The 22,081-nt window shown below is 70.1% G+C and carries 20 protein-coding genes; 6 read left to right on the forward strand and 14 right to left on the reverse strand.

The window, feature by feature from the left end; all coding sequences use genetic code 11:
• The first annotated feature begins 38 nt into the window (after positions 1-38).
• The 5 genes from KBO27_RS21260 (at position 39) to KBO27_RS21280 (ending at position 6,435) form a co-directional block, all read left to right on the forward strand.
• On the forward strand, positions 39-1,670 hold the full coding sequence (locus tag KBO27_RS21260) for a phosphoglucose isomerase-related protein (protein WP_210971635.1): 1,632 nt from the start codon (positions 39-41) through the stop codon (positions 1,668-1,670).
• Complete coding sequence (gene zwf / locus KBO27_RS21265) at positions 1,667-3,199, forward strand: glucose-6-phosphate dehydrogenase (RefSeq protein WP_210971636.1); 1,533 nt, start codon at positions 1,667-1,669, stop codon at positions 3,197-3,199. The genes KBO27_RS21260 and zwf overlap by 4 nt, the downstream gene beginning before the upstream one ends.
• Positions 3,196-4,158, forward strand: a complete 963-nt coding sequence (gene opcA, locus KBO27_RS21270) for a glucose-6-phosphate dehydrogenase assembly protein OpcA (RefSeq protein WP_210971637.1) — start codon at positions 3,196-3,198, stop codon at positions 4,156-4,158. The genes zwf and opcA overlap by 4 nt, the downstream gene beginning before the upstream one ends.
• Positions 4,155-4,904, forward strand: coding sequence for a 6-phosphogluconolactonase (gene pgl, locus KBO27_RS21275; RefSeq protein WP_210971638.1), 750 nt, complete (start codon positions 4,155-4,157; stop codon positions 4,902-4,904). The genes opcA and pgl overlap by 4 nt, the downstream gene beginning before the upstream one ends.
• Before the next feature lie 346 nt (positions 4,905-5,250).
• The gene (locus tag KBO27_RS21280; RefSeq protein WP_210971639.1) at positions 5,251-6,435 is read left to right on the forward strand and encodes a glycoside hydrolase family 10-like protein; all 1,185 of its coding nucleotides are present in this window, start codon (positions 5,251-5,253) and stop codon (positions 6,433-6,435) included.
• Between the two features lie 207 nt (positions 6,436-6,642).
• On the opposite strand, the gene KBO27_RS21285 is transcribed toward KBO27_RS21280, so the two are convergent.
• From KBO27_RS21285 to uvrC, 14 genes are all read right to left on the reverse strand, one after another.
• Positions 6,643-7,293: a GntR family transcriptional regulator gene (locus KBO27_RS21285; protein ID WP_210971640.1), complete on the reverse strand. Its 651-nt coding sequence runs from the start codon at positions 7,291-7,293 to the stop codon at positions 6,643-6,645.
• 20 nt (positions 7,294-7,313) lie between these two features.
• Positions 7,314-8,765, reverse strand: coding sequence for an FAD-dependent tricarballylate dehydrogenase TcuA (tcuA, locus tag KBO27_RS21290; protein ID WP_307870532.1), 1,452 nt, complete (start codon positions 8,763-8,765; stop codon positions 7,314-7,316).
• 81 nt (positions 8,766-8,846) lie between these two features.
• Positions 8,847-9,512 (reverse strand): potassium channel family protein, encoded by a 666-nt coding sequence (locus KBO27_RS21295; protein ID WP_246537690.1) that lies wholly within the window; start codon positions 9,510-9,512, stop codon positions 8,847-8,849.
• Positions 9,505-10,857 carry a TrkH family potassium uptake protein gene (locus tag KBO27_RS21300; RefSeq protein WP_307870543.1) on the reverse strand — a complete coding sequence of 451 codons (1,353 nt, stop codon included), beginning with the start codon at positions 10,855-10,857 and terminating at the stop codon, positions 9,505-9,507. Before KBO27_RS21300 ends, KBO27_RS21295 begins: the two co-directional genes overlap by 8 nt.
• A 35-nt stretch (positions 10,858-10,892) precedes the next feature.
• Positions 10,893-11,366: a ribonuclease E activity regulator RraA gene (gene rraA, locus KBO27_RS21305; RefSeq protein ID WP_210971642.1), complete on the reverse strand. Its 474-nt coding sequence runs from the start codon at positions 11,364-11,366 to the stop codon at positions 10,893-10,895.
• A gap of 356 nt (positions 11,367-11,722) precedes the next feature.
• Complete coding sequence (locus KBO27_RS21310; RefSeq protein ID WP_210971643.1) at positions 11,723-12,067, reverse strand: RNA polymerase-binding protein RbpA; 345 nt, start codon at positions 12,065-12,067, stop codon at positions 11,723-11,725.
• Positions 12,068-12,122: 55 nt separating this feature from the next.
• Entirely contained in the window at positions 12,123-12,356 is a 234-nt protein-coding gene (gene secG / locus KBO27_RS21315; protein ID WP_093155681.1) for a preprotein translocase subunit SecG, read from the reverse strand.
• Positions 12,357-12,567: 211 nt separating this feature from the next.
• Positions 12,568-13,353, reverse strand: coding sequence for a triose-phosphate isomerase (gene tpiA / locus KBO27_RS21320; RefSeq protein WP_210971644.1), 786 nt, complete (start codon positions 13,351-13,353; stop codon positions 12,568-12,570).
• Positions 13,353-14,555: a phosphoglycerate kinase gene (locus KBO27_RS21325; RefSeq protein ID WP_210971645.1), complete on the reverse strand. Its 1,203-nt coding sequence runs from the start codon at positions 14,553-14,555 to the stop codon at positions 13,353-13,355. The genes tpiA and KBO27_RS21325 overlap by 1 nt, the downstream gene beginning before the upstream one ends.
• Positions 14,556-14,638: 83 nt before the next feature.
• Positions 14,639-15,649, reverse strand: a complete 1,011-nt coding sequence (gene gap, locus KBO27_RS21330; protein WP_210971646.1) for a type I glyceraldehyde-3-phosphate dehydrogenase — start codon at positions 15,647-15,649, stop codon at positions 14,639-14,641.
• 500 nt (positions 15,650-16,149) lie between these two features.
• Entirely contained in the window at positions 16,150-17,136 is a 987-nt protein-coding gene (gene whiA, locus KBO27_RS21335; protein ID WP_132622499.1) for a DNA-binding protein WhiA, read from the reverse strand.
• A complete protein-coding gene (locus tag KBO27_RS21340; protein ID WP_210971647.1) occupies positions 17,127-18,104 on the reverse strand; it encodes a gluconeogenesis factor YvcK family protein in 978 nt (325 codons plus the stop codon). Before KBO27_RS21340 ends, whiA begins: the two co-directional genes overlap by 10 nt.
• Entirely contained in the window at positions 18,101-18,979 is an 879-nt protein-coding gene (gene rapZ / locus KBO27_RS21345) for an RNase adapter RapZ (protein WP_132622503.1), read from the reverse strand. Before rapZ ends, KBO27_RS21340 begins: the two co-directional genes overlap by 4 nt.
• Entirely contained in the window at positions 18,972-20,942 is a 1,971-nt protein-coding gene (gene uvrC, locus KBO27_RS21350; RefSeq protein ID WP_210971648.1) for an excinuclease ABC subunit UvrC, read from the reverse strand. The genes rapZ and uvrC overlap by 8 nt, the downstream gene beginning before the upstream one ends.
• A 118-nt stretch (positions 20,943-21,060) precedes the next feature.
• Here uvrC and KBO27_RS21355 point away from each other — a divergent pair, with 118 nt between their 5' ends.
• Positions 21,061-22,029, forward strand: coding sequence for an MBL fold metallo-hydrolase (locus KBO27_RS21355; RefSeq protein WP_210971649.1), 969 nt, complete (start codon positions 21,061-21,063; stop codon positions 22,027-22,029).
• Positions 22,030-22,081 lie beyond the last annotated feature (52 nt).

The raw sequence follows: 22,081 nt of genomic DNA on the forward strand, positions 1-22,081 counted from the left end.
TACGAACTAAAAACTCTTTCGAGCCCTGAAGGATCTTCATGGCAACCGATGTTTCTGTCGAAATTGCCGACACGGCGCTGGCGGCCGAGGCTCGCCCACTGGTCGAGCGGCTGACCGCCGACGCGGTTGCCGGCAAGCTCGCCGCCCAGGACGCCACGCTGTGGGGCACCGACGCCGAGCCCGAGGCGTCCATCCGCCTCTCCTGGACCACCCTCGCCGAGAGCTCCCGCCCGCTGCTCGCCGAGATCGACGCGCTGCGCGCCGAGCTGCACGCCGAAGGGCTGGACCGAGTCGTGCTGGCCGGCATGGGCGGCTCCTCGCTGGCACCCGAGGTGATCACCGGCACCGCCGGTGTCCCGCTGACGGTGCTCGACACCACCGACCCCAGCCAGGTCGCCGACGCGCTGGCGGGTGATCTGGACCGGACCGTGCTGGTCGTCTCCTCCAAGTCGGGCACGACCGTCGAGACCGACTCGCACCGCCGGATCTTCGAGAAGGCCTTCTCGCAAAACGGAATCGATCCTGTGACCCGCATCATCGTGGTCACCGACCCCGGTTCCCCGATGGAGACCGCGGCCCGCGAGGCCGGCTACCGCAAGGTCTTCACGGCCGACCCGAACGTGGGCGGCCGCTACTCGGCGCTGACCGCGTTCGGCCTCGTCCCGGCCGGCCTGGCGGGCGCCGACATCGCCGCGCTGCTCGACGACGCCGCGAGCGCGTTCAAGGCGGTGAGCCTGGATTCGCCCGAGAACCCGGCCGTCGTCCTGGCCGCCGCCATCGGCGCGGCCCACGACCGGGGCGCCGAGAAGCTGGTCTTCGCCGACACCGGTTCCGGCATCGCCGGTTTCGGTGACTGGGTGGAGCAGCTGATCGCCGAGTCCACCGGCAAGAACGGCACCGGCGTGCTGCCGGTCGTGGTGGAGAGCGACGACGCCCCCGGCTTCGTCGACGCCGGTGCCGACGCCACCACCGTGGCCGTGGGGCCGGGTGTCGACACCGCGCGGATCAGCACCGACGGCCCGCTGGGCGGTCAGCTGCTGCTGTGGGAGTTCGCCACCGCGCTCGCGGGCCGGCTGCTGGGCATCAACCCGTTCGACCAGCCCGACGTGGAGGCCGCGAAGAAGGCGGCACGCGCGCTGCTGGACGGCCCGGCGGGTGGGCCCGCGGCGACCCCGGCGGTCGTCGACGGCTCCATCGAGGTGCACCCCTCCGGTGACTGGGCCTCGGCGGGCGTCGGCAACGTGACCGAGGCGCTGCGCGCGTTCCTGGCCACCGCCCCGACCGGCGGCTACCTGGCGATCCAGGCCTACCTGGACCGCCTCGACGACGCCTCCGCCGCGGTGCTGCGCACCGAGCTGGCGCGGCGGACCGGGCTGCAGACCACCTTCGGCTGGGGTCCGCGGTTCCTGCACTCCACCGGCCAGTACCACAAGGGCGGCCACCAGAACGGCCTGTTCCTGCAGATCACCGGCGACTCCGAGGGCGACCTGGAGGTGCCGGAGCGGCCGTACACGCTGGCCGGTCTGCAGCGCGCCCAGGCGCTGGGCGACGGGCAGGTGCTGGCCGACCACGGCCGTCCGGTGCTGCGCCTGCACCTCACCGACCGCGCGGCCGGGCTCGTCGAGCTCGTCAAGGCCGTGCAGAACCTCCACCAGGGAGGACGAGCGTGAACAGCAGCGAATGGACGAACCCGCTGCGGGATCCCCGGGACAAGAGACTCCCGCGGATCGCCGGGCCCTGCGGCCTGACGATCTTCGGCGTCACCGGTGACCTCTCCCGCAAGAAGCTGATGCCGGCGATCTACGACCTGGCCAACCGCGGCCTGCTGCCGCCGGGCTTCGCGCTGACCGGCTTCGCCCGCCGCGACTGGGCCGACCAGGACTTCATGCAGGTCGTCTACGAGGCGGTCAAGGAGAACGCCCGGACCCCGTTCCACCAGACGGTCTGGGACCGGCTGGCGGAGGGCATCCGGTTCGTGCCGGGTTCCTTCGACGACGACGCGGCGTTCGACAACCTCGCCGACACCGTCAAGGAGCTCGACGCCGACCGGGGCACCGGCGGCAACCACGCGTTCTACCTGTCGGTGCCGCCGTCGGCGTTCCCGACGGTGCTCAAGCAGCTGTCCCGGTCCGGTCTGACCGACCCGACCGACGAGAGCTGGCGCCGGGTGGTCATCGAGAAGCCGTTCGGCCACGACTCCGGCAGCGCCAAGGAGCTCAACCGGATCGTCAACGACGTCTTCCCCGAGGAGTCGGTGTTCCGCATCGACCACTACCTCGGCAAGGAGACGGTGCAGAACATCCTGGCGCTGCGCTTCGCCAACCAGCTGTTCGAGCCGATCTGGAACGCGCACTACGTCGACCACGTGCAGATCACCATGGCCGAGGACATCGGTCTGGGCGGTCGCGCGGGCTACTACGACGGCATCGGCGCGGCCCGGGACGTCATCCAGAACCACCTGCTGCAGCTGATGGCGCTCACGGCGATGGAGGAGCCGGTCTCCTTCTCGCCGGACGACCTGCGCGCGGAGAAGATCAAGGTGCTCTCGGCGACCAAGCCGGTGGGCCCCTTCGACCACACCACCGCTCGCGGTCAGTACACCGGTGGCTGGCAGGGCGGTTCGCTGGTGCCGGGTCTGCACGAGGAGGGCGGTTTCGCCTCCGACTCGATCACCGAGACCTACGCGGCGATCACCCTGGAGGTGGAGAGCCGCCGCTGGGCGGGCGTGCCGTTCTACCTGCGCTCGGGCAAGCGGCTGGGCCGCCGGGTCACCGAGATCGCCGTGGTGTTCAAGCGCGCGCCGCACCTGCCGTTCGACTCCACGATGACCGAGGAGCTGGGGCAGAACGCCCTGGTGATCCGGGTGCAGCCGGACGAGGGCGTGACGATGCGCTTCGGCGCGAAGGTTCCGGGCACCTCCATGGAGGTCCGGGACGTCACGATGGACTTCGGTTACGGCCACGCCTTCACCGAGTCCTCGCCGGAGGCCTACGAGCGGCTGATCCTGGACGTGCTGCTGGGTGAGCCCTCGCTGTTCCCGGTGAACGAAGAAGTCGAACTGTCCTGGAACATCCTGGACCCGGTGCTGCAGCACTGGGAGTCCCGCGGCAAGCCCGAGCCGTACAAGGCCGGGACCTGGGGTCCGTCCTCCGCGGACGAGATGCTGGCCCGCACCGGACGCGTCTGGAGGCGACCGTGATCATCGACCTGCCGTCGACAACCACCTCGCAGGTCAACAAGAAGCTGGTGGAGCTGCGCGAGTCCGGTGGCGCGGTGGCGCTCGGCCGGGTGCTGACGCTGGTGATCGCCACCGGCGACGGCACCGAGGTGGAGAAGGCGATCCAGGCCGCCAACGACGCGAGCCGGGAGCACCCGTGCCGCGTGATCGTGGTCGCCAGCGGTGCCCGCCAGGCGGCTCCGCGGCTGGACGCGCAGATCCGCGTGGGCGGCGACGCCGGTGCTTCCGAGGTCATCGTGCTGCGGCTGTACGGCCCGCTGGCCGACGAGGGCGCGGGCTCGGTCGTGCCGCTGCTGCTGCCGGACGCACCGGTGGTGACCTGGTGGCCGACCGACGCGCCGGAGGCCCCGGCGAAGGACCCGCTGGGTGCGCTGTCGCACCGCCGCATCACCGACGCGGCGGCCGAGGGCGACCCGATCGAGGCCCTGCAGAAGCGGCTCAAGTCCTACGTGGACGGTGACACCGACCTGGCCTGGACGCGTCTGACGTCCTGGCGGGCGATGCTGTCGGCGGCGATGGACCTGCCGCCGCACGAGCGCGTCACCTCGGCGACCGTCACCGGCGCCTCCGACTCGCCCTCGACGGATCTGCTGGCGGGCTGGCTGTCGGCCTACCTGGAGATCCCGGTGCGGCGGTTGGAGAGCGCGCGGGCCGGTTCGGGCATCTACTCGGCCTTGCTGGAGCGCCCCTCCGGCAACATCGAGATCGTCCGCCCGGACGGCAAGGTCGGCACGCTGACCCAGCCGGGGCAGCCGGACCGGCGGATCTCGTTGCAGCGCCGCGAGGTCCAGGACTGCCTGAGCGAGGAGCTGCGCCGCCTCGACCCGGACGAGATCTACGAGGTCACCCTGGGTGGGCTCAAGGGCATCGTGCGCGGCGAGGACGCCGAGGACTCCGACGAGGAAGGGGACGAGCAGTGAGCCGTCCCGAGGCCCTGGTCCACTCCGGCGGCGACGTGCTCGCCGCCGCGGTGGCGGCCCGGTTGATCACCGCGATCACCGACGCGCAGGCCGCTCGCGGCTCGGCGTCGGTGGTGCTCACGGGTGGCCGCACCGGCATCGGCGTGCTGGAGCAGGTCCGCCTCTCCCCCGCGCTGGGCGCGGTGGACTGGTCCGCTGTGGACGTCTTCTGGGGCGACGAGCGGTTCCTGCCCGACGGCGACGGCGAGCGCAACGAGACGCAGGCCCGGCAGGCGCTGCTGGACCACGTCGACGTCGACCCGGCGCGGGTGCACCCGATGGCGCCTTCGGACGGCGAGTTCCGTTCGGACGCGGACGCCGCCGCGGCGCACTACGCCGAGATGCTCGCCGGGCTGGCACCCGAGGGTGCTGCCGTGCCGCGGTTCGACGTGCTGATGCTGGGAGTCGGCGAGGAGGGCCACACGGCCTCGCTGTTCCCGGACACGCCGTACGTGCGGGAGGAGTCCCGCACGGTGGTGGGCGTGCACGACTGCCCGAAGCCGCCGCCCACCCGGATCTCGCTGACGCTGCCCGCGATCGGCGCCGCGTCCGAGGTCTGGCTGATGACCACCGGCGAGGCCAAGGCCGAACCGGTGGCGTCCGCCCTGGGCGGCGCGAAGCCGGTCGACATCCCCGCCGCGGGAGCCGTCGGCCGCGATCGCACGCTCTGGCTGCTCGACACCGACGCGGCGGCCCAGCTGGGCTGAGAGCTGTTGAGGAGCGATTGCCTTGTTTGCCGGTGCGGGTAGCGGAACCTGAGCGCCTTCGTGGTCTCCGTGCGCCGTTCCTTGAGTATGTCAATACGCGGCGTCCCGGCGTACTCGCCACGAAGGCGCTCAGAACCCGCGGCGGTGCCAGTGCCTCCGGTGGCGGAAGAGGATGCGGCTCCGCCGCATTCATGAACAGCTCCTAGTTCCGGCAAGAACGTGAACGCGCCTCCTTCTCGCTGAAGGGGGCGCGTTTTCGTTAGCCCCGATCGGTGATGACCTGTGCGGCGGGCCCGGTGGGGCAATACGCTGTGGCGCGGTCGATGATCGCGGCGAAGGGGATCCGATGCACAAGCTCGGTTTGCTCGGCACGGCAATGGGTTTGGCAGCGGTCCTGGTGGGGTTGCTGGGCACGGCCGGGGTCGCCGCGCCGTCGAGCACCGCGATGCGCGGGGTGTGGATCGCCAGCGTCGCCAACACCGACTGGCCCAGCCGGCAGGGGTTGTCGGCGGAGCAGCAGAGGTCCGAGTACCGGGCGATGCTGGACCGGGCCGTGGCGAACCGGATGAACGCGGTGTTCGTGCAGGTCCGGCCGACGGCGGACGCGTTCTGGCCCTCGCCGCTGGAGCCGTGGTCGCACTGGCTGACCGGGCAGCAGGGACGCGATCCCGGCTACGACCCGATGCGGTTCCTCGTCGACGAGGCGCACCAGCGCGGCCTGGAGTTCCACGCCTGGTTCAACCCGTACCGGGTCAGCATGACCGACGACCCGAACTCGCTGGTCCCCACGCACCCGGCCCGGATCCATCCGGAGTGGACGTTCTCCTACGGCGGCAAGCTGTACTACGACCCGGGCGTGCCGCAGGTCCGGCGGTTCGTCACCGACGCGATCATGGACGCGGTGTCGCGCTACGACGTCGACGGCGTGCACCTCGACGACTACTTCTACCCCTACCCCGTCGACGGTCAGCGGATCCCGGACGAGCGAACCTTCGCCGCGCACGGCAAGGGTTTCGACAACATCGACGACTGGCGCCGCGACAACGTCAACGACCTGATCTCGGGGCTGGACGAGCGGGTGCACGCGGTTCGGCCGCGCGCCGAGTTCGGCGTCAGCCCGTTCGGGATCTGGCGCAACGCCAGCAGCGACCCCGCCGGTTCCGACACCAACGGCATGGAGTCCTACTCGTCGATCTTCGCCGACACCCGCCGCTGGGTCCGCGAAGGCTGGGTGGACTACGTCGCTCCCCAGGTCTACTGGCAGTTCGGCCACCCAGCGGCCGACTACGCCAAGGTCGTGCCCTGGTGGTCCCGGACCGTCGAGGGCACCGACGTGAAGCTCTACATCGGCCAGGCCGCCTACAAGGTCGGCCAACCCAACTGGACCGACCCGGCCGAACTCACCAACCACCTCGCCTTCAACGCGGGCCAGCCCAACGTCGAGGGCGACCTCTACTTCAGCGCCAAGTCCCTCACCACGGTCGCCGAAGAAGCCATGGCCCGAGTGGTCCAAGACCACTACACCCCCTGAACCCGGAACACCGCCGCAATCCGAGGACGGAATACCGCAGTGATCAGACCCCCGATTACCGCCGCAATCCGAACTCGACCACCCCCGTGGTCCGGGAAACCTGCTCACCGCCGTGGTCCGGAACCCGGAATACCGCAGTAATCGGGTACCGGATTACTGCGGTATTCCGGCGACGGATGACGGCGGTGTTCGTGACTCCGGGGCGGGTCAGGCTTCGCGGTAGAGCTGGAGGCGGAGGTCCCGGGCCTTGGCCATGTGGGTTCTGGCGAGGGTTCCGGCTCGGTCCGCGTCTCGGGATTCGACGGCCTGGATCAGGTCGTGGTGTTCGGCCAGGGCTTCGGCCCAGCGGCCGGGGATCTCCAGGGTCGTGGCCGGGTACCGGGTGAGGTGGTTGTTGAGCCTGGTCAGCAGGTCGACGACCGTGCCGTTGTGGCTCGCGGTCCAGATCGCCTCGTGGACGGCGCGGTTGGCCGAGGCCATCGCCGCCGGGTCCTCCTGGGAGACGGCGTCCATGGCGGACTGGGCCTTGTGGATGCGGATGAGGTCGAAGTCGCTGTGCCGGGTCGCGGCGGCCGAAGCCGCCGTGGCCTCCAGGGCGATGCGGACCTCGTAGATCTCCAGGATCTCCTCGGGACTGCGGGAGCGGACGCGCATGCCGCGGTCACCGCGTTCGACGAGACCGTCCTGCTGGAGCCTGCGGAGGGCTTCGCGGATCGGCGTGCGGCTGGTGCCGTACCGCTCGGCGAGCGCCAGCTCCACCAGGTTGGCACCGGCGTCGAAGGTGCCGTCCACGATCTCGCCGCGCAGCCGCTCGTACACCTCGGACAGGGCCGCCATCTCCTTCATCGCTGGGTTCACCTGGCAGAAGGCCAGGATACTCAGACCGTCGCGGCCCCCGCCCCGGCGAGCCTGCCGAACACCGCGCCCGAGGTCAGTCCGCTGCCTCCCGGGTAGTTCCCGGAGAACAGCCCGCCGACCACCTCGCCGCAGGCGAACAGTCCCGCGATCGGCGAGCCGGAGGCGTCGAGCACGCGGGCGTCGGCGTCGACGTGCAGGCCGCCGAAGGTGAAGGTGATGCCGCACCCGACCGCGAATCCGTAGTAGGGCGAGGTGTCGAGGGCGAGCGCCCAGTTGGACTTGGGCGGTTCGACGTGCGCGGCGCGGCCGTCCTTGACCGCGGGGTCGAACTCGGCGTCCACGATGGACTCGTTGAACTCCCGAGCGGTCCGGGCGAGTCGGTCGGCGTCGATGCCCAGCGCCTCGGCGAGTTCGGGCAGCGTGTCGGCCTGCGCGGCGGCGATCGGGTGCGAGTCGTACTCCTCCGCGCGCAGCAGCGGGCGAGTTTTCGCGTCGAAGAGCTGGAAGGCCCGTCCGCCGGGCTGTCGCAGGATCTCCCGGCCGTACTTGGCGTAGGTGTAGTTGCGGAAGTCGGCGCCCTCGTCGACGAAGCGCTCCCCCGCCCGGTTGACCACGATTCCGATCGGATAGCTCTGCCGGGTCAGCTGGTTGGTCAGCTCGCGGTTCCCGCCGTCGGGGTCGGCGTCGGCGTCCCACGCGGTGCTGTGGCAGGTGGTCCAGTCGCCGTGCGGCACGGCGCCGGCGGCCAGCGCGAGGTCGAGGACGTCGCCGGTGTTGGTCGGCGTGCCGCGCACGTAGGCGCCGGCCCACTCCGGCCCGAGGTTGCGGGCCCTGCGTTCGGCGGAGGCCTCGAAGCCCCCGGCCGCCAGCACGATCGCCCCGGCCGACACCCGGTGCTCGGTTCCCCCGGCGCGGTAGGTGACGCCGCGGTCGTCGAGGTGCAGCGCGGTGACCTCGGCGCCGTAGCGGATCTCGACGCCCTCCTGCAGCGCGGCTGCGGTGTGCTGGGCGATCAGGCCCTTGCCGCCGTCGACGGTGCCCACGTAGAGCCCGCCGGAGAACACCCACTTGCCACCGGAGAGGTAGGCCTGCCGCTCGTACATCAGCCGCCAGGTCAGACCCTTGCCCGCCAGCCACCGCACGGTGTCGGTGGACCGCGAGACCAGCACCTCGGTGAGCACCGGATCGCAGCGTCCCCCGGTCACCCGGTCCATGTCGGCGTGGAACGCGCTCGGCGGGTAGGCGGGCACGACCGAGTCGGCGTGCCGCTCATCGGGTTCGAGCAGGTCGGCGACGTCGTCGATGTCGTCGAAGGTGAACCGGAACGCTCCGGCCGTGTAGAAGGAGTTGCCACCTGCCTCGGCTTCCGGGGCCTTCTCCAGCAGCAACACCCGGGCACCCCGCTCGGCGGCGGAGTGCGCCGCCGAGAACCCCGCGTTGCCCCCACCGACCACCACGACGTCGAAGTCCACCACGCACCTCCTGCACACGACTGTATACAGAAGAATACCGGCCGGAGGGCCGTTTGGGAACGACGTGGGTGCGCGGGACGCTCAGGTGCGCTCGGCGAAGGCTTCGACCTGCGTGGTCGTTCCCGCGACGATCAGCATGTCCTGCTGGTCGACGGTGGTGTCGGCCGTGGCGTAGGTGAAGTCCTCCCCCGGCCGCTTGATGCCGACGACCGTCACGCCGTACTTGGACCGCAGCTTCAGCTCGCCCAGGGTGTTGCCGACGGCTTCGGCGGGCGCGTGGGTCTTGATCAGCGCGTAGTGCTCGGCGAGCTCGATGTAGTCGAGCATCCGGCCGTTGACCAGGTGCGCGACCCGCTCCCCCATCTCGTGCTCGGGCAGCACCACGTGGTGCGCGCCGACGCGCTCCAGGATGCGTCCGTGCTGGCGGCTGGTGGCCTTGGCCCAGATGTGCGGGATGCCGAAGTCCGCCAGCAGCGAGGTGGTGAGGATGCTGGCCTCCAGCTCGGTGCCGATGGCGACCACGGCCCGCTTGAACTGGTGCACGCCGAGCTGGCGCAGGCTCTCGGGGTCGGTGCTGTCGGCGACGGCGGTGTGGGTGAGCTCGTCGGCGTAGCGCTGCACCACGTTCGGCCGCGAGTCCAGCGCCAGCACCTCCGAGCCGCGCCGCACGAGTTCGGCGGCCAGCGAGCTGCCGAAGCGGCCGAGCCCGATGATCACGATCTGGTTGGTGTCGTCGTTCTTAGCCAACGATGGGTCGCTCCTCCGGTAGTTCGTAGCGCCGCCCGCGTTCGCGGAGCGCGAGCGCGGAAGCGAGGGTGATCGGACCGAGCCTGCCGATGAACATGAGCAGCACCAGCAGTATCTGCCCGAAGGGCGGCAGCTGTGCGGTGATCCCGGTCGACAGGCCGACCGTGGCGAAGGCCGACACCGCTTCGAACAGGACCTGGTCCAGTCCGAACGGACTGATCGTCAGCAGGATCAGCACGGTCAGCATCACGAGACCGACGCCGAGCAGCACGATCGTCAGCGCCTGGCGCTGCACCGCTCCCGGCAGCTGCCTGCCCATGACGTGCACGGTGGGCTCGCCGCGGATCTCGGCGAGGATCACGTACGCCAGCAGCGCGAAGGTGGTGACCTTGATGCCGCCGGCCGTGCCCGCGCTGCCGCCGCCGATGAACATCAGGATGTCCTGCAGCAGCAGCGTCCCGGGTTGGAATGCGGCGACGTCGAGGATGTTGAAACCGGCGGTGCGCGGCATGACCCCGCTGGCGAACCCGGCCACCAGCTTGCCCGGCCAGGGCATGGGCCCGAGCGTGCCGGGGTTGGTCCACTCGGCGGCGGTGATCCCGACCGCGCCCACGGCCAGCAACAACGCGGTCGCGAGCAGGGTGACCTTGGCGTGCATCGTCCAGCGGCGCGACACCCGCAGGTGTCGGAAGATCTCCACCCACACCGGGAAGCCGAGACCGCCGGCGATCACCGCGAGGCAGATCGGCAGGAGGAAGAACGGGTCGGTGGCGAAGGACATCAGGTTGTCGCTGCGCAGCGCGAACCCGGCGTTGTTGAAGGCCGAGACCGCGTGGAAGACGCCCTCGTAGATCGCCCGCCCCAGGCCCAGCTCGTAGCCGAACACCAGCCGCGCGGTCAGCAGCGCCGCCACGACCAGCTCGAACAGCAGGCTGAGCGTGATCACCCGGAAGACCGTGCGGCGCACGTCGCCCAACCCGAGGGCCTTGGTCTCGGCCTGCGCGGTCAGCCGCATCCGCAGTCCGAAGCGGCGGAACATCACCAGGCTGAGCAGCGAGGCGACGGTCATGATGCCCAGGCCGCCGAGCTGGATCAGCACGATGATGACCACTTCGCCCGCGGTGGAGAAGTGGACGGGCGTGTCCAGCACGATCAGCCCGGTCACGCAGACCGCCGAGGTGGCGGTGAACAGCGCCGGGAGCAGATCGGTGGGCTCACCGCTCTCGGTCGAGAACGGCATCATCAACGCGACGGTGCCGACCGCGATCAGGGCTGCGAAGCCCAGCACGATCGGCACCGATGGACGCCGCACGACGGCGGCGAACCCGCGCTCGAAAGCAGGGATGACGCTCACGCGAGCACCCTACTTCGACTGGATGATCAGGGTTCGCTGACCACGACGACACCGTCGCTGTCGGCGTAGACGTACTCGCCGGGCACGAACTTCACGCCACCGAGCTCGACGACCTCGTCGAGGACGCCTTCACCGGTCTTGGTGGACTTGCGCGGGTTGGTGCCCAGCGCCTTGACGCCGAACTCCATGCCGCCGATGACCGCGGAGTCGCGGATCGCGCCGTTGACGATGATGCCGCTCCAGCCGTGGGACCGGCCGAGCTCGGCGATGAGGTCGCCGACCAGTGCGGTGTGGATCGAGCCCGCGCCGTCGATGACCAGCACAGCTCCGTCGCCGGGCTCGGAGAGGGTCTTCTTCAGCAGAGCGTTGTCCTGGAAGCAGGTGACCGTGCGAACGCGCCCCTCGAAGGCCACCACACCGCCGTAGTTGCGGAACTGCACATCGCAGCTGCGCACCTCCGGCCCCTCCCGATCCGCCAGATCAGCCGTCGCCGTAGCCATGAATCCTCCCGAGAAAGAGCGCAAAGACCAGAAGAACCCTACCCGCCAGTAACAAACCCAGCCAACCCCAACCAACAACCAACCAACCAACGTCAGGCAAGCACCGAAGGTGCTTTCTCATTACCCCAAGCAAGCAACCGGCACCGCCGCGGGTTCTCAGACGCCTTCTGGGGAGGACAGCCGAAGCGCCGTGTATTGGCATACATGAGCCTCGGATCCCGGAGCCAGAAGGCGTCTGAGGTTCCGCTACTTGCACCGCCAAGCAGCACGACCACTGAGTGGTTTCAGTAGAACCGGACAAAAGAAAAACCGGGCTCAGGAACAAATCCCGAACCCGGCTCTCCAATGTGAAAACCCTACCGCCCCTTGCGCTCCCGAAGCTTCGCGAGCGCTTCGTCGAGGATCTTCATCCCATCCTCATCGCTGCGCCGCTCCTTCACGTACGCGAGGTGGCTCTTGTAGGGCTCGTTGCGCTTCGCCGCCGGAGGGTTCTGCTCGTCCCGGCCTGCGGGCAGTCCGCAGCGCGGGCAGTCCCACTCCTCCGGCACTTCGGCGTCGAGCGCGAACGACGGCTTGCTGTGGTGCGCGTTGGCGCACCAGTAGTCGATCCGCTTCCGCGGAGCGGCTTCCCCCCGCTCAGACTCGCCTACCGTGGGGCCCGAGCCCACACGAGTGCCGCGAATGGCATTACCGCCAGTCATCCATCCTCACCCACCAAGCGGCCCGGGGTTGGTCGACCGTCACCAGGCCGGTCGATCAACCGATCTTGATCAACAGGCCGACGCCGACGATGGAGATGACCCACAGCGCCATGACGAACAGCGTCATTCGGTCGAGGTTCTTCTCCGCCACGCTGGAGCCGGCCAGGTTTGACTGCATACCGCCGCCGAACAGCGAGGAGAGTCCGCCCCCCTTGGCCCGGTGCAGCAGGACAAGCAGCACCAGCAGGACACTCGTCACGATCAACATGATCTGCAGGAAAAGAGTCATATCGTCCTCGTTCGCACAGCGGTTCGCAACCTAGAGTACCGGCCCGCCAACCCCCAGTTGACCAGTCCACCCATTTACGCACCGAGGGTCCCACACGCCGACCTGTGATTCTTCGGCGGGCGACAACCGGACACCGGAAATCTTGAAGTGGAATTCACCCGAAACGACGAGAGGGCACCCCGGTGCTGACCGGGGCGCCCTCTCGTGCAGGTCACGGCAGCGGTCCGCCCGCGGCCATGGCGGAGAGCTTGGCGAACTCGTCGGCGTTGAGGCTCGCGCCGCCGACCAGCGCGCCGTCGACGTCGCTCTGGCCGATCAGCTCACCGATGTTGCTGGACTTCACCGAGCCGCCGTAGAGCACGCGGATCTCGTCGGAGATCTCCTTGCCGTACTTGTCGCTGAGCGCCTGCCGCAGCGCGCCGCAGACCTCCTGGGCGTCGGCGGCGGTGGCCACCTTGCCGGTGCCGATGGCCCAGACGGGCTCGTAGGCGACGACGACCTGGCGGACCTGCTCGGCCTTGAGGCCCTTGAGCCCGTTGATGAGCTGCGTGGTGCAGTGCTCCACGTGGCCGCCGGCCTCGCGCACGTCGAGGGCTTCGCCGACGCAGAGGATCGGCGACATCTCGTTCTTGAGGACCTGGCGGACCTTCTTGTTCACGAGCTCGTCGGTCTCGGCGTGGTACTCGCGGCGCTCGGAGTGCCCGACCACCACGTAGCTGCACCCGAGCTTGGCCAGCATCGGTCCCGAGACGTCACCGGTGTAGGCACCGGACTCGTGCTCGGAGACGTCCTGGGCACCGTATTTGATGCCCAGCTTGTCGCCGTCGATGAGCGTCTGGACGCTGCGGATGTCGGTGAACGGCGGGATGACCGCCACCTCGACCTTGGCCAAGTACTTCTCCGGCAGCGTGAAGGCGAGCTTCTGCACCAGGGCGATGGCCTCGAGGTGGTTGAGGTTCATCTTCCAGTTGCCGGCGATGAGGGGCTGACGAGCCATCAGGCTTCACCTTCCAGGACCTGAACACCCGGGAGCTCCTTGCCCTCCAGGTACTCCAGCGACGCGCCACCGCCGGTGGAGATGTGCGAGAAGCCGTCCTCGGGCAGGCCGAGGGTGCGCACGGCCGCGGCCGAGTCGCCGCCGCCGACGACGCTGAAGGCCTCGGAGTCGACGATGGCCTGCGCGATTCCCCGGGTGCCCTCGGCGAAGGCCGGGAACTCGAACACGCCCGCCGGGCCGTTCCAGAACACGGTGCCCGCACCGCGCAGGACCTCGGCGAACTGCTCGACGCTGCGGGGGCCGATGTCCAGGCCCATCCAGCCGTCCGGGATGGCGTCGGCGTCGACGGTCTGCTTCTCGGCGTCGGCGGCGAAGCGGTCGCCGGCCACGATGTCGACCGGCAGCACGATCTTGTCGGCCGCGTCGGCGAGCAGCTTCTTGGTGTTGTCGATCTGGTCTTCCTGCAGCAGCGAGGAACCCACGCCGTAGCCCTGGGCGGCCAGGAAGGTGTAGGCCATGCCGCCACCGATGAGCAGCTTGTCGACCTTGGGCAGCAGCGCCTTGATCACGCCGAGCTTGTCGGAGACCTTGGAGCCGCCGAGCACCACCGCGTAGGGGCGCTTGGCGTCGCCGGTGAGGGTGCGCAGCACCTCCACCTCGGCGAGCACGAGGCCGCCGGCGTAGGCGGGCAGCTTCTTGGCGACGTCGAAGACCGAGGCCTGCTTGCGGTGCACGACGCCGAAGCCGTCGGAGACGAAGGCGGCACCGTCGCCGACCAGAGCGGCGAGGTCGGCGGCCAGCGACTCGCGCTCGGCGTCGTCCTTGCTGGTCTCGCGGGCGTCGAAGCGCACGTTCTCCAGCAGCGCGACGCCGCCGTCGGCCAGTCCGGCGACGGTGGACTTGGCGGACTCGCCGACCAGGTCACCGGCCAGCGCGACGTCGGAGCCCAGCAGCTCGCCGAGGCGGCGGGCGACGGGCGCCAGCGAGAACTGCGGGTCGGGCTCGCCCTTCGGGCGGCCGAGGTGCGCGGTGAGCACGACCTGCGCACCGGCTTCGGTGAGCTTGGTGACGGTCGGCAGCGAGGCGCGCACGCGGCCGTCGTCGGTGATCTTGTCGCCGTCCAGCGGCACGTTGAGGTCGGCGCGCACCAGGACGCGACGACCCCGCACGCCCTCGGACAGCAGATCGTCGAGGTTCTTCACGCTCTAACTCCTCGTGAGACGGGAAGACCCGCACGAGCCGGGCGGAAGCGCTGCGGCTCGTGCGGGTCTCATCCAGTGCTTGCTCAGGAAAGCTTGGAACCGACGAGGTTCACCAGGTCGGCGAGGCGGTTGGAGTAGCCCCACTCGTTGTCGTACCAGCCGACGATCTTGACCTGGTTGCCGATGACCTTGGTCAGCGGCGCGTCGAAGATCGTCGAGTGCGGGTCGGTGACGATGTCGGAGGAGACGATCGGGTCCTCGTTGTACTTGAGGATGCCCTTGAAGCGGCCCTCGGCAGCGGCGGCCTTGAAGGCCTCGTTGACCGACTCGGTGGTGGCTTCCTTCTGCACGGTGGCGGTGAGGTCGGTGACCGAACCGGTCGGCACCGGCACGCGCATGGCGTAGCCGTCGAGCTTGCCGTTGAGCTCCGGGATGACCAGGCCGATGGCCTTGGCGGCGCCGGTGCTGGTCGGCACCACGTTGACCGCGGCGCCACGGGCGCGACGCAGGTCCTTGTGCGGGCCGTCCTGCAGGTTCTGGTCCGCGGTGTAGGCGTGGACCGTGGTCATCAGGCCCTGCTCGATGCCGAAGGTGTCGTTGAGGACCTTCACCATCGGCGCGAGGCAGTTGGTGGTGCAGGAGGCGTTGGAGATGATGGTCTGCGTGCCGTCGTACTTCTCGTCGTTGGCACCCAGCACCACGGTCAGGTCCTCGCCCTTGGCCGGGGCGGAGATGATGACCTTCTTGGCGCCGCCCTCGTCGACGTGCTTGCGGGCGTCGGCGGCGTTGGTGAAGAAGCCGGTGGACTCGACGACGACGTCCACACCCAGGTCGCCCCACGGCAGCTTGCCCGGGTCACGCTCGGCGAGGATCTTGATGAGCTTGCCGCCCACCTCGATGCCCTCACCGGTGACCTTCACCTCCTGGTCGAGGCGACCAAGGATGCTGTCGTACTTGAGCAGGTGCGCCATGGTCGCGACGTCGCCCAGGTCGTTGGCGGCCACGATCTCGATGTCGTGATCGCTGGCGGTCGCCGCACGCCAGAAGTTCCGCCCGATCCGACCGAAGCCGTTGATACCTACGCGAACGGTCACGCCGATCTCTCCTCGTGACTGACCCGGCCGATGACTTCGGCGGGTGAGTTGATGGTCTCGGGTTCACCCTATCTGCCTCGACAGCCCCCGCACGTGGGCGGTCGCGGGCTGTCACCGCGCGTTCGGGTGAGCGACGCCGAGCATACCCGCCGAACCCCGAGCAGGCGGCATCTTTGCAGTTCAGAAGCCCACCCCGGGCGGTGACGACAATGCGCCACCGGTGATCGGAATCTCTGCACCGGTTCGGCGCAAGCGAGGAAGTCGCTTCGCCGCACCAACCACCGGAAACCGACGCACCGCACGTCAGGCAAGCGGCGAAGCCGCTTCCGCAGCACCCCACCCGAGCAACCGGCACCGCCGCGGGTTCTGACACGTCGTCTGGCGAGGACAACCGTTGCGCCGTGTATTGGACATACATCAGCAACGGATCCCGCAGCCAGACGACGTGTCAGGTTCCGCTACCCGCACCGCGAAGCAAACCGGGTCTGGAACACCGAGGATCACGCTTCGGCTTCGAGCATTTCTGCTGTTACTGCTGACTCCGTGTCCGGAACGCCTAGCTCGCGGGCGCGCTTGTCGGCCATCGCCAGCAGCCGCCGGATGCGGCCGGCGACCGCGTCCTTGGTCATCGGCGGGTCGGCGAGCTGGCCGAGCTCCTCCAGGGACGCCTGGCGGTGGGCCAGTCGCAGCCGGCCGGCGACCGTGAGGTGGTCGGGCGCGTTGGGGCCGAGCAGGTCGAGGGCCCGCTCGACGCGGGCGGCCGAGGCGACCGCCGCGCGGGCCGACCGGCGCAGGTTCGCGTCGTCGAAGTTGGCCAGCCGGTTGGCGGTGGCGCGCACCTCGCGCCGCATCCGCCGCTCTTCCCAGGACAGCACGCTGGAGTGCGCGCCGAGCCTGGTCAGCAGGGCTCCGATGGCGTCGCCGTCGCGGACCACGACGCGGTCCGCGCCGCGCACCTCGCGCGACTTGGCCGACACCCCGATCCGCCGGGCCGAGCCGACCAGCGCCAGCGCGGCTTCCGGTCCGGGGCAGGTGACCTCCAGGGAGGAGGACCTGCCGGGTTCGGTGAGGGAGCCGTGCGCGAGGAAGGCGCCGCGCCACGCGGCTTCGGAGTCGCAGGAGCCGCCGGAGACCACGTGCGCGGGCAGCCCGCGCACCGGACGTCCGCGCGGGTCGAGCAGCCCGGTCTGCCGGGCGAGCCCTTCGCCGTCCTTGACCACGCGCACCACGTAGCGGGTCCCCTTGCGGAGGCCGCCGGAGGTGATCACGTGCACGTCGGAGTGGTGTCCGAACAGCTCGTGGACCTCCTTGCGCAGCCTGCGCGCGGTGGATCCGCTGTCGAGTTCGGCCTCGACCACCACCCGGCCGGCGACGATGTGCAGTCCGCCGGCGAAGCGCAGCAACGACGAGACCTCCGCTCGTCGGCAGCACGTCTTGCTCACCGACAACCGGCTCAACTCGTCCTTGACCGCCGCGGTCATCGCCACTGGTCCGTCCTCCTCTCCAGTGCGGCCCGCAGGCTCGCCGCGAGCGCCTGCGGGTCGTGCCGTCCCGGCACGGCGGGCGCGGCGATCTTGTCCAGCAAGGTCCAGGCACCCAGGTCCGAGGCCGCCGAGCGCAACCGGTCCGGAGTGGGCACCGAGTCCGCATCGGCCAGCACGGCGTCGACCTTCAGCCGGGGCGCGTGTTGCGAGAGTACGTCCAGGTGTTGTTCGGGCGAGAAGCCCGCCGTCTCACCCGGCTGAGGGATGAGGTTGAGCACCACGAAGCGGCGCGCCGACGTGGTCACCAGAGCCTCGTGCAGCTCCGGGACCAGCAGATGTGGCAGGACGCTGGTGAACCAGGAGCCGGGTCCGAGCAGCACCAGATCGGCGCGGGTGACGGCCTCGACGGCCTGCGGGCACGCCGTCGGGGGACCATCACCGTTCGCGTGCAATCGCACTTGTTTCACCCGACCGGGTGTACTGGCGAGAGCGACCTGGCCTCGAATGGTGCGCACGGCCTCCGGATCGGAGTCCAAACCGACGACGTCGCCGATCATGTCCAGCGGTCGCGTCGACATCGGGAGCACCCGGCCCCGCACGCCGAGGAGCTCGCAGGCGTGGTCGAGCACCTCGACCGGGTCCTGCAGCACCTCCAGCAGACCGGCGAGCAGCAGGTTGCCGACCGCGTGCCCGGCCAGCGCTCCCGAACCGCCGAAGCGGTGCTGGAACACCTGCGACCACAGCTGCCCCCGCTCCCCGCCGTCGGCCAGCGCCGCGAGCGCCTTGCGCAGGTCGCCGGGCGGCAGCAGGCCGAGCTCGCGGCGCAGCCTGCCCGAGGACCCGCCGTCGTCGGCGACCGTGACCACGGCCGTCACGTCGGGGGTGATCCGGCGCAGCGCCGCCAACGACGCCTGCAACCCGTGCCCGCCGCCCAGGGCGACCGCGCGGAGTGGCCGGTCTTCGCCCGTCACTCGCGCCCCAGGTCCCGGTGGACCGTCTTGACCATCATCCCGTCGTCCTCGGCGAGCCTGCGCGCCAGTTCCTCGACCAGCGCGACGCTCCGGTGCTTGCCGCCGGTGCAGCCCAGCGCCAGCGTCAGGTAGCGCTTGCCCTCCCGGTGGTAGCCGGCGCCGACCAGCCGCAGCAGCTGCTGGTAGCTGTCCATGAACTCCTCCGCGCCCTCCTGGCCGAGCACGTAGTTGCGCACCTCGTCGTCGAGGCCGTTGAACTCGCGCAGCTCGGGGATCCAGAACGGGTTGGGCAGGAAGCGGCAGTCCATGACCAGGTCGGCGTCCATCGGCAGGCCGTACTTGTAGCCGAAGGACAGCACGGTCACGCGGGTGCGGGTGCTGGCCTCGGTGCCGAAGGCGTCCTCGATCTTGCTGCGCAGCTGGTGCACCGACAGACCGGTGGTGTCGAGCACCAGGTCCGCTTCCGAGCGCAGCCGCGACAGCAGCGACCGCTCGGCGGCGATGCCGTCGGCCAGCCGGCCGTCGGCCTGCATCGGGTGACCGCGCCGCACCTGCTCGAAGCGGCGGATCAGCACCTCGTCGGTGGCCTCCAGGAACAGCACCTTCGGCTTGTACCCGCGGGCGTCGAGGTCCTTGATCACCGAGCCGAGGTCTTCGGTGAAGGCGCGGCTGCGCACGTCCATCACCACCGCGACGCGGGTGATCTGACCGCTGGAGCGGGCGCCCAGCTCCACCATGGTGGCGATCAGCTCCGGCGGCAGGTTGTCCACCACGAACCAGCCGAGGTCCTCCAGGCACTTGGCCGCGGTGCTGCGGCCGGCTCCGGACAGGCCGCTGACGACCGCGACCTCGATGCCCGAATGCTCGTCACTCACTTTGTTCCCCTTGTTTTCCGGCTGTCCCTTCGGCCAGCGCCGCGTGAACGGTTTCCGCGGTGCTGCGGCCGATCCCGGGTACCGCCACGATGTCCTCGACCGATGCCTGGCGAAGTTTCTTCACCGAGCCGAAGTGCTTGAGCAGCGCCGCGCGACGAGTCTCACCCAGACCCGGGATGGCGTCCAATGTGGAGCTCGTCATCCGCTTGCCCCGCTTGGACCGGTGGTAGCTGATGGCGAAGCGGTGCGCCTCGTCGCGCACCCGCTGCAACAGGTACAGCGCTTCGCTGTTGCGCGCCAGGATCACCGGATCGGGGTCGGCGGGCAGCCACACCTCTTCGAGGCGCTTGGCCAGGCCGATCACCGCGACGTCGGTGATGCCCATCTCGGTCAGCGCGTCGGCGGCGGCGTTGGCCTGCGGCCCGCCTCCGTCGATGACCAGCAGGTTCGGCGGGTAGGCGAACTTCTTGGGCCGTCCGGTGTCCGGGTCGATCCCGGACGGGGCGTCGGCTCCGTCCTCCCTCGCCTCCTCCTTCGCGGTCTCGCTGAGGTAGCGGGCGAAGCGGCGGCGCACGACCTCGTCGATCGAACCGACGTCGCCGCCTTCGGCGCCCTCGCGGACCTCGAACCGGCGGTACTCGGACTTGCGCGGCACACCGTCCTCGAAGACCACCAGCGAAGCCACCACGTCGCTGCCCTGCACGTGGCTGACGTCGATGCACTCGATGCGCAGCGGCGCGGTGTCCAGCGCGAGCGATTCCTGCAGCTCCTGCAACGCCGCCGAGCGCGCGGTGAGGTCACCGGCGCGGCGCAGCTTGTACTGCTGGAACGCCTCCTTGGCGTTGCGCTCCACCGTTTCCATGAGCGCACGCTTATCACCGCGCTGCGGAACGCGCAGGCTGACGCGGCTGCCGCGCAGCTCGCCCAGCCAGCCGGCGATGGTCTCGGAGTCCTCGGGCAGGTCGGGGACCAGCACCTCGCGCGGCACCGGACTGCCACCGGCGTCGGCCTGATCGGCCAGCGCGGCCTGCTCCCCGTAGAACTGGGTGAGGAACTGCGAGGTGAGCGCGGCGGTGTCGGTCTCCTCCAGCTTGTCGATCACCCACCCGCGCTGACCGCGCACGCGGCCGCCGCGGATGTGGAAGACCTGCACGGCTGCGGCGAGTTCGTCCTCGGCGAAGGCCACCACATCGGCGTCGGTGCCGTCGCCGAGCACCACCGCCTGCTTCTCCATCGCGCGGCGCAGCGCTTCGAGGTCGTCGCGCAGCCGGGCGGCGCGCTCGAACTCCAGCTCCGCCGAGGCCGCCTGCATCTGCTTGTCGAGCTTGCGCATCAGCTGGTCGGTCTGGCCGGCCAGGAAGTCGCAGAAGTCCTCGACGATCCCGCGGTGCTCCTCGGCGCTGACCCGGTCCACGCACGGCGCCGAGCACTTGCCGATGTAGCCGAGCAGGCACGGGCGGCCGATCTGCGAGTGCCGCTTGAACACCCCGGACGAGCAGGTGCGCGCCGGGAACACCCGCAGCAGCAGGTCGAGGGTCTCCCGGATCGCCCACGCGTGGGCGTAGGGACCGAAGTAGCGCACGCCGCGCTTGCGCGGGCCGCGGTAGACGTGCAGCCGCGGGTACTCCTCGTGCAGCGTCACCGCCAGCACCGGGTACGACTTGTCGTCGCGGTAGCGGACGTTGAACTTCGGGTCGTACTCCTTGATCCAGGAGTACTCCAGCTGCAGGGCCTCCACCTCGGTGCCCACCACGGTCCACTGCACGCCGGTGGCGGTGGTGACCATCTGCCGGGTGCGCGGATGCAACCCGGCGAGGTCGGCGAAGTACGAGGAGAGCCTGCTGCGCAAGCTCTTCGCCTTGCCGACGTAGATCACGCGCCCGGTGGCGTCGTGGAAGCGGTAGACGCCCGGGGCGTCCGGGATCGTGCCTGGTGCTGGTCGGTAGGTGGACGGGTCGGCCACGCCACCAGCCTACGTGCGAGCCCCGACGAACCTCGTCGGCGGCCGGTCACCACACCGGGTGCGCTTGCGGGCACACTGGGTGGTCCACGATCTTCGCACGCGCCGCCGGGAGGTCACCGTGAGCTACACCCACACCAGTCGTCCCGACCGAGGCCCCGAGCGATCCGCCCCCGACCGCGCCGCGCTCGCCGAAGTGGGACCGGGCGTGCACGCCTGGGTGCAGCCGGACGGCTCGTGGTGGATCAACAACGCCGGTGCGGTGATCACCGACGACGGCATCGTGCTGGTGGACACCTGCGCGACCGCCGAGCGCACCCGGCGGTTCTTGGACGCGGTCCGCGCGGTCGGCGGCGAGGCCCCGATCCGCTTCGCGGTCAACACGCACCTGCACGGCGACCACACCCACGGCAACGCGCTGCTGCCCGATTCCACAGCGGTGGTGGGCCATGTCGCGACGCGCGACGGCATCCTCGCCGACACCCTGCTCACCGCGCCGCCACCGGTCTGGGAACCCGTGCCGCGGTGGGAGATCACCGAGCACCGCGCACCCTCGGTGGTGCTGCGGGACTCGCTGACGCTGCACGTGGGCGAGCGCGCCGTCGAGCTGCACCACCCGGGTTTCGCCGCCCACACACCCGGGGACGTGGTGGCGTGGGTTCCGGACGCGGCCGTGCTGTTCAGCGGCGACCTGCTGTTCCACGGCGTGACGCCGCTGGTGTTCATGGGTTCGGTGGAGGGCGCGCTGAAATCCCTGGAGTGGCTGGCCGGATTCCGGCCGACCGCGGTGGTTCCGGGCCACGGCCCGACGTTCCCCGGCTCCGCGCTCCCCCGCGTCCTGGAGGACCACGCGCGCTACTACCGCTTCGTCCTGGACACCGCGCGCAAGGGCCGCACCGACGGCCTCAGCCCGCTGGAGGCCGCGAAGCGTTGCGACCTCGGCGAATTCGCGAACTGGCCGGACGCCGAGCGCATCGTGCTCAACCTCCACCGCGCCTACGCCGAGGCCGACGACCGCGACATGGACCTCGCCGAGGCGTTCGGCGACACCGTCACCTACCACGGCGGCCCCCTGCCGACCCACGTCTAGGCGTCACCCGGGCAGTGCCGCCGGTCGAATTTCGCGCGAAATTCGAGTCCCC

Origin of the sequence: Saccharopolyspora endophytica (assembly GCF_018070075.1) — a bacterium.
GTDB classification, from domain to species: domain Bacteria; phylum Actinomycetota; class Actinomycetes; order Mycobacteriales; family Pseudonocardiaceae; genus Saccharopolyspora; species Saccharopolyspora endophytica.

Excerpts from the sequence above, each read along its gene's own strand:
- KBO27_RS21260 (WP_210971635.1), top strand. The coding sequence starts at position 39 with ATGGCAACCGATGTTTCTGTCGAAATTGCCGACACGGCGCTGGCGGCC.
- KBO27_RS21280 (WP_210971639.1), top strand. The coding sequence starts at position 5,251 with ATGCACAAGCTCGGTTTGCTCGGCACGGCAATGGGTTTGGCAGCGGTC.
- rraA (WP_210971642.1), bottom strand. The coding sequence starts at position 11,366 with ATGGCTACGGCGACGGCTGATCTGGCGGATCGGGAGGGGCCGGAGGTG.
- KBO27_RS21310 (WP_210971643.1), bottom strand. The coding sequence starts at position 12,067 with ATGACTGGCGGTAATGCCATTCGCGGCACTCGTGTGGGCTCGGGCCCC.
- secG (WP_093155681.1), bottom strand. The coding sequence starts at position 12,356 with ATGACTCTTTTCCTGCAGATCATGTTGATCGTGACGAGTGTCCTGCTG.
- tpiA (WP_210971644.1), bottom strand. The coding sequence starts at position 13,353 with ATGGCTCGTCAGCCCCTCATCGCCGGCAACTGGAAGATGAACCTCAAC.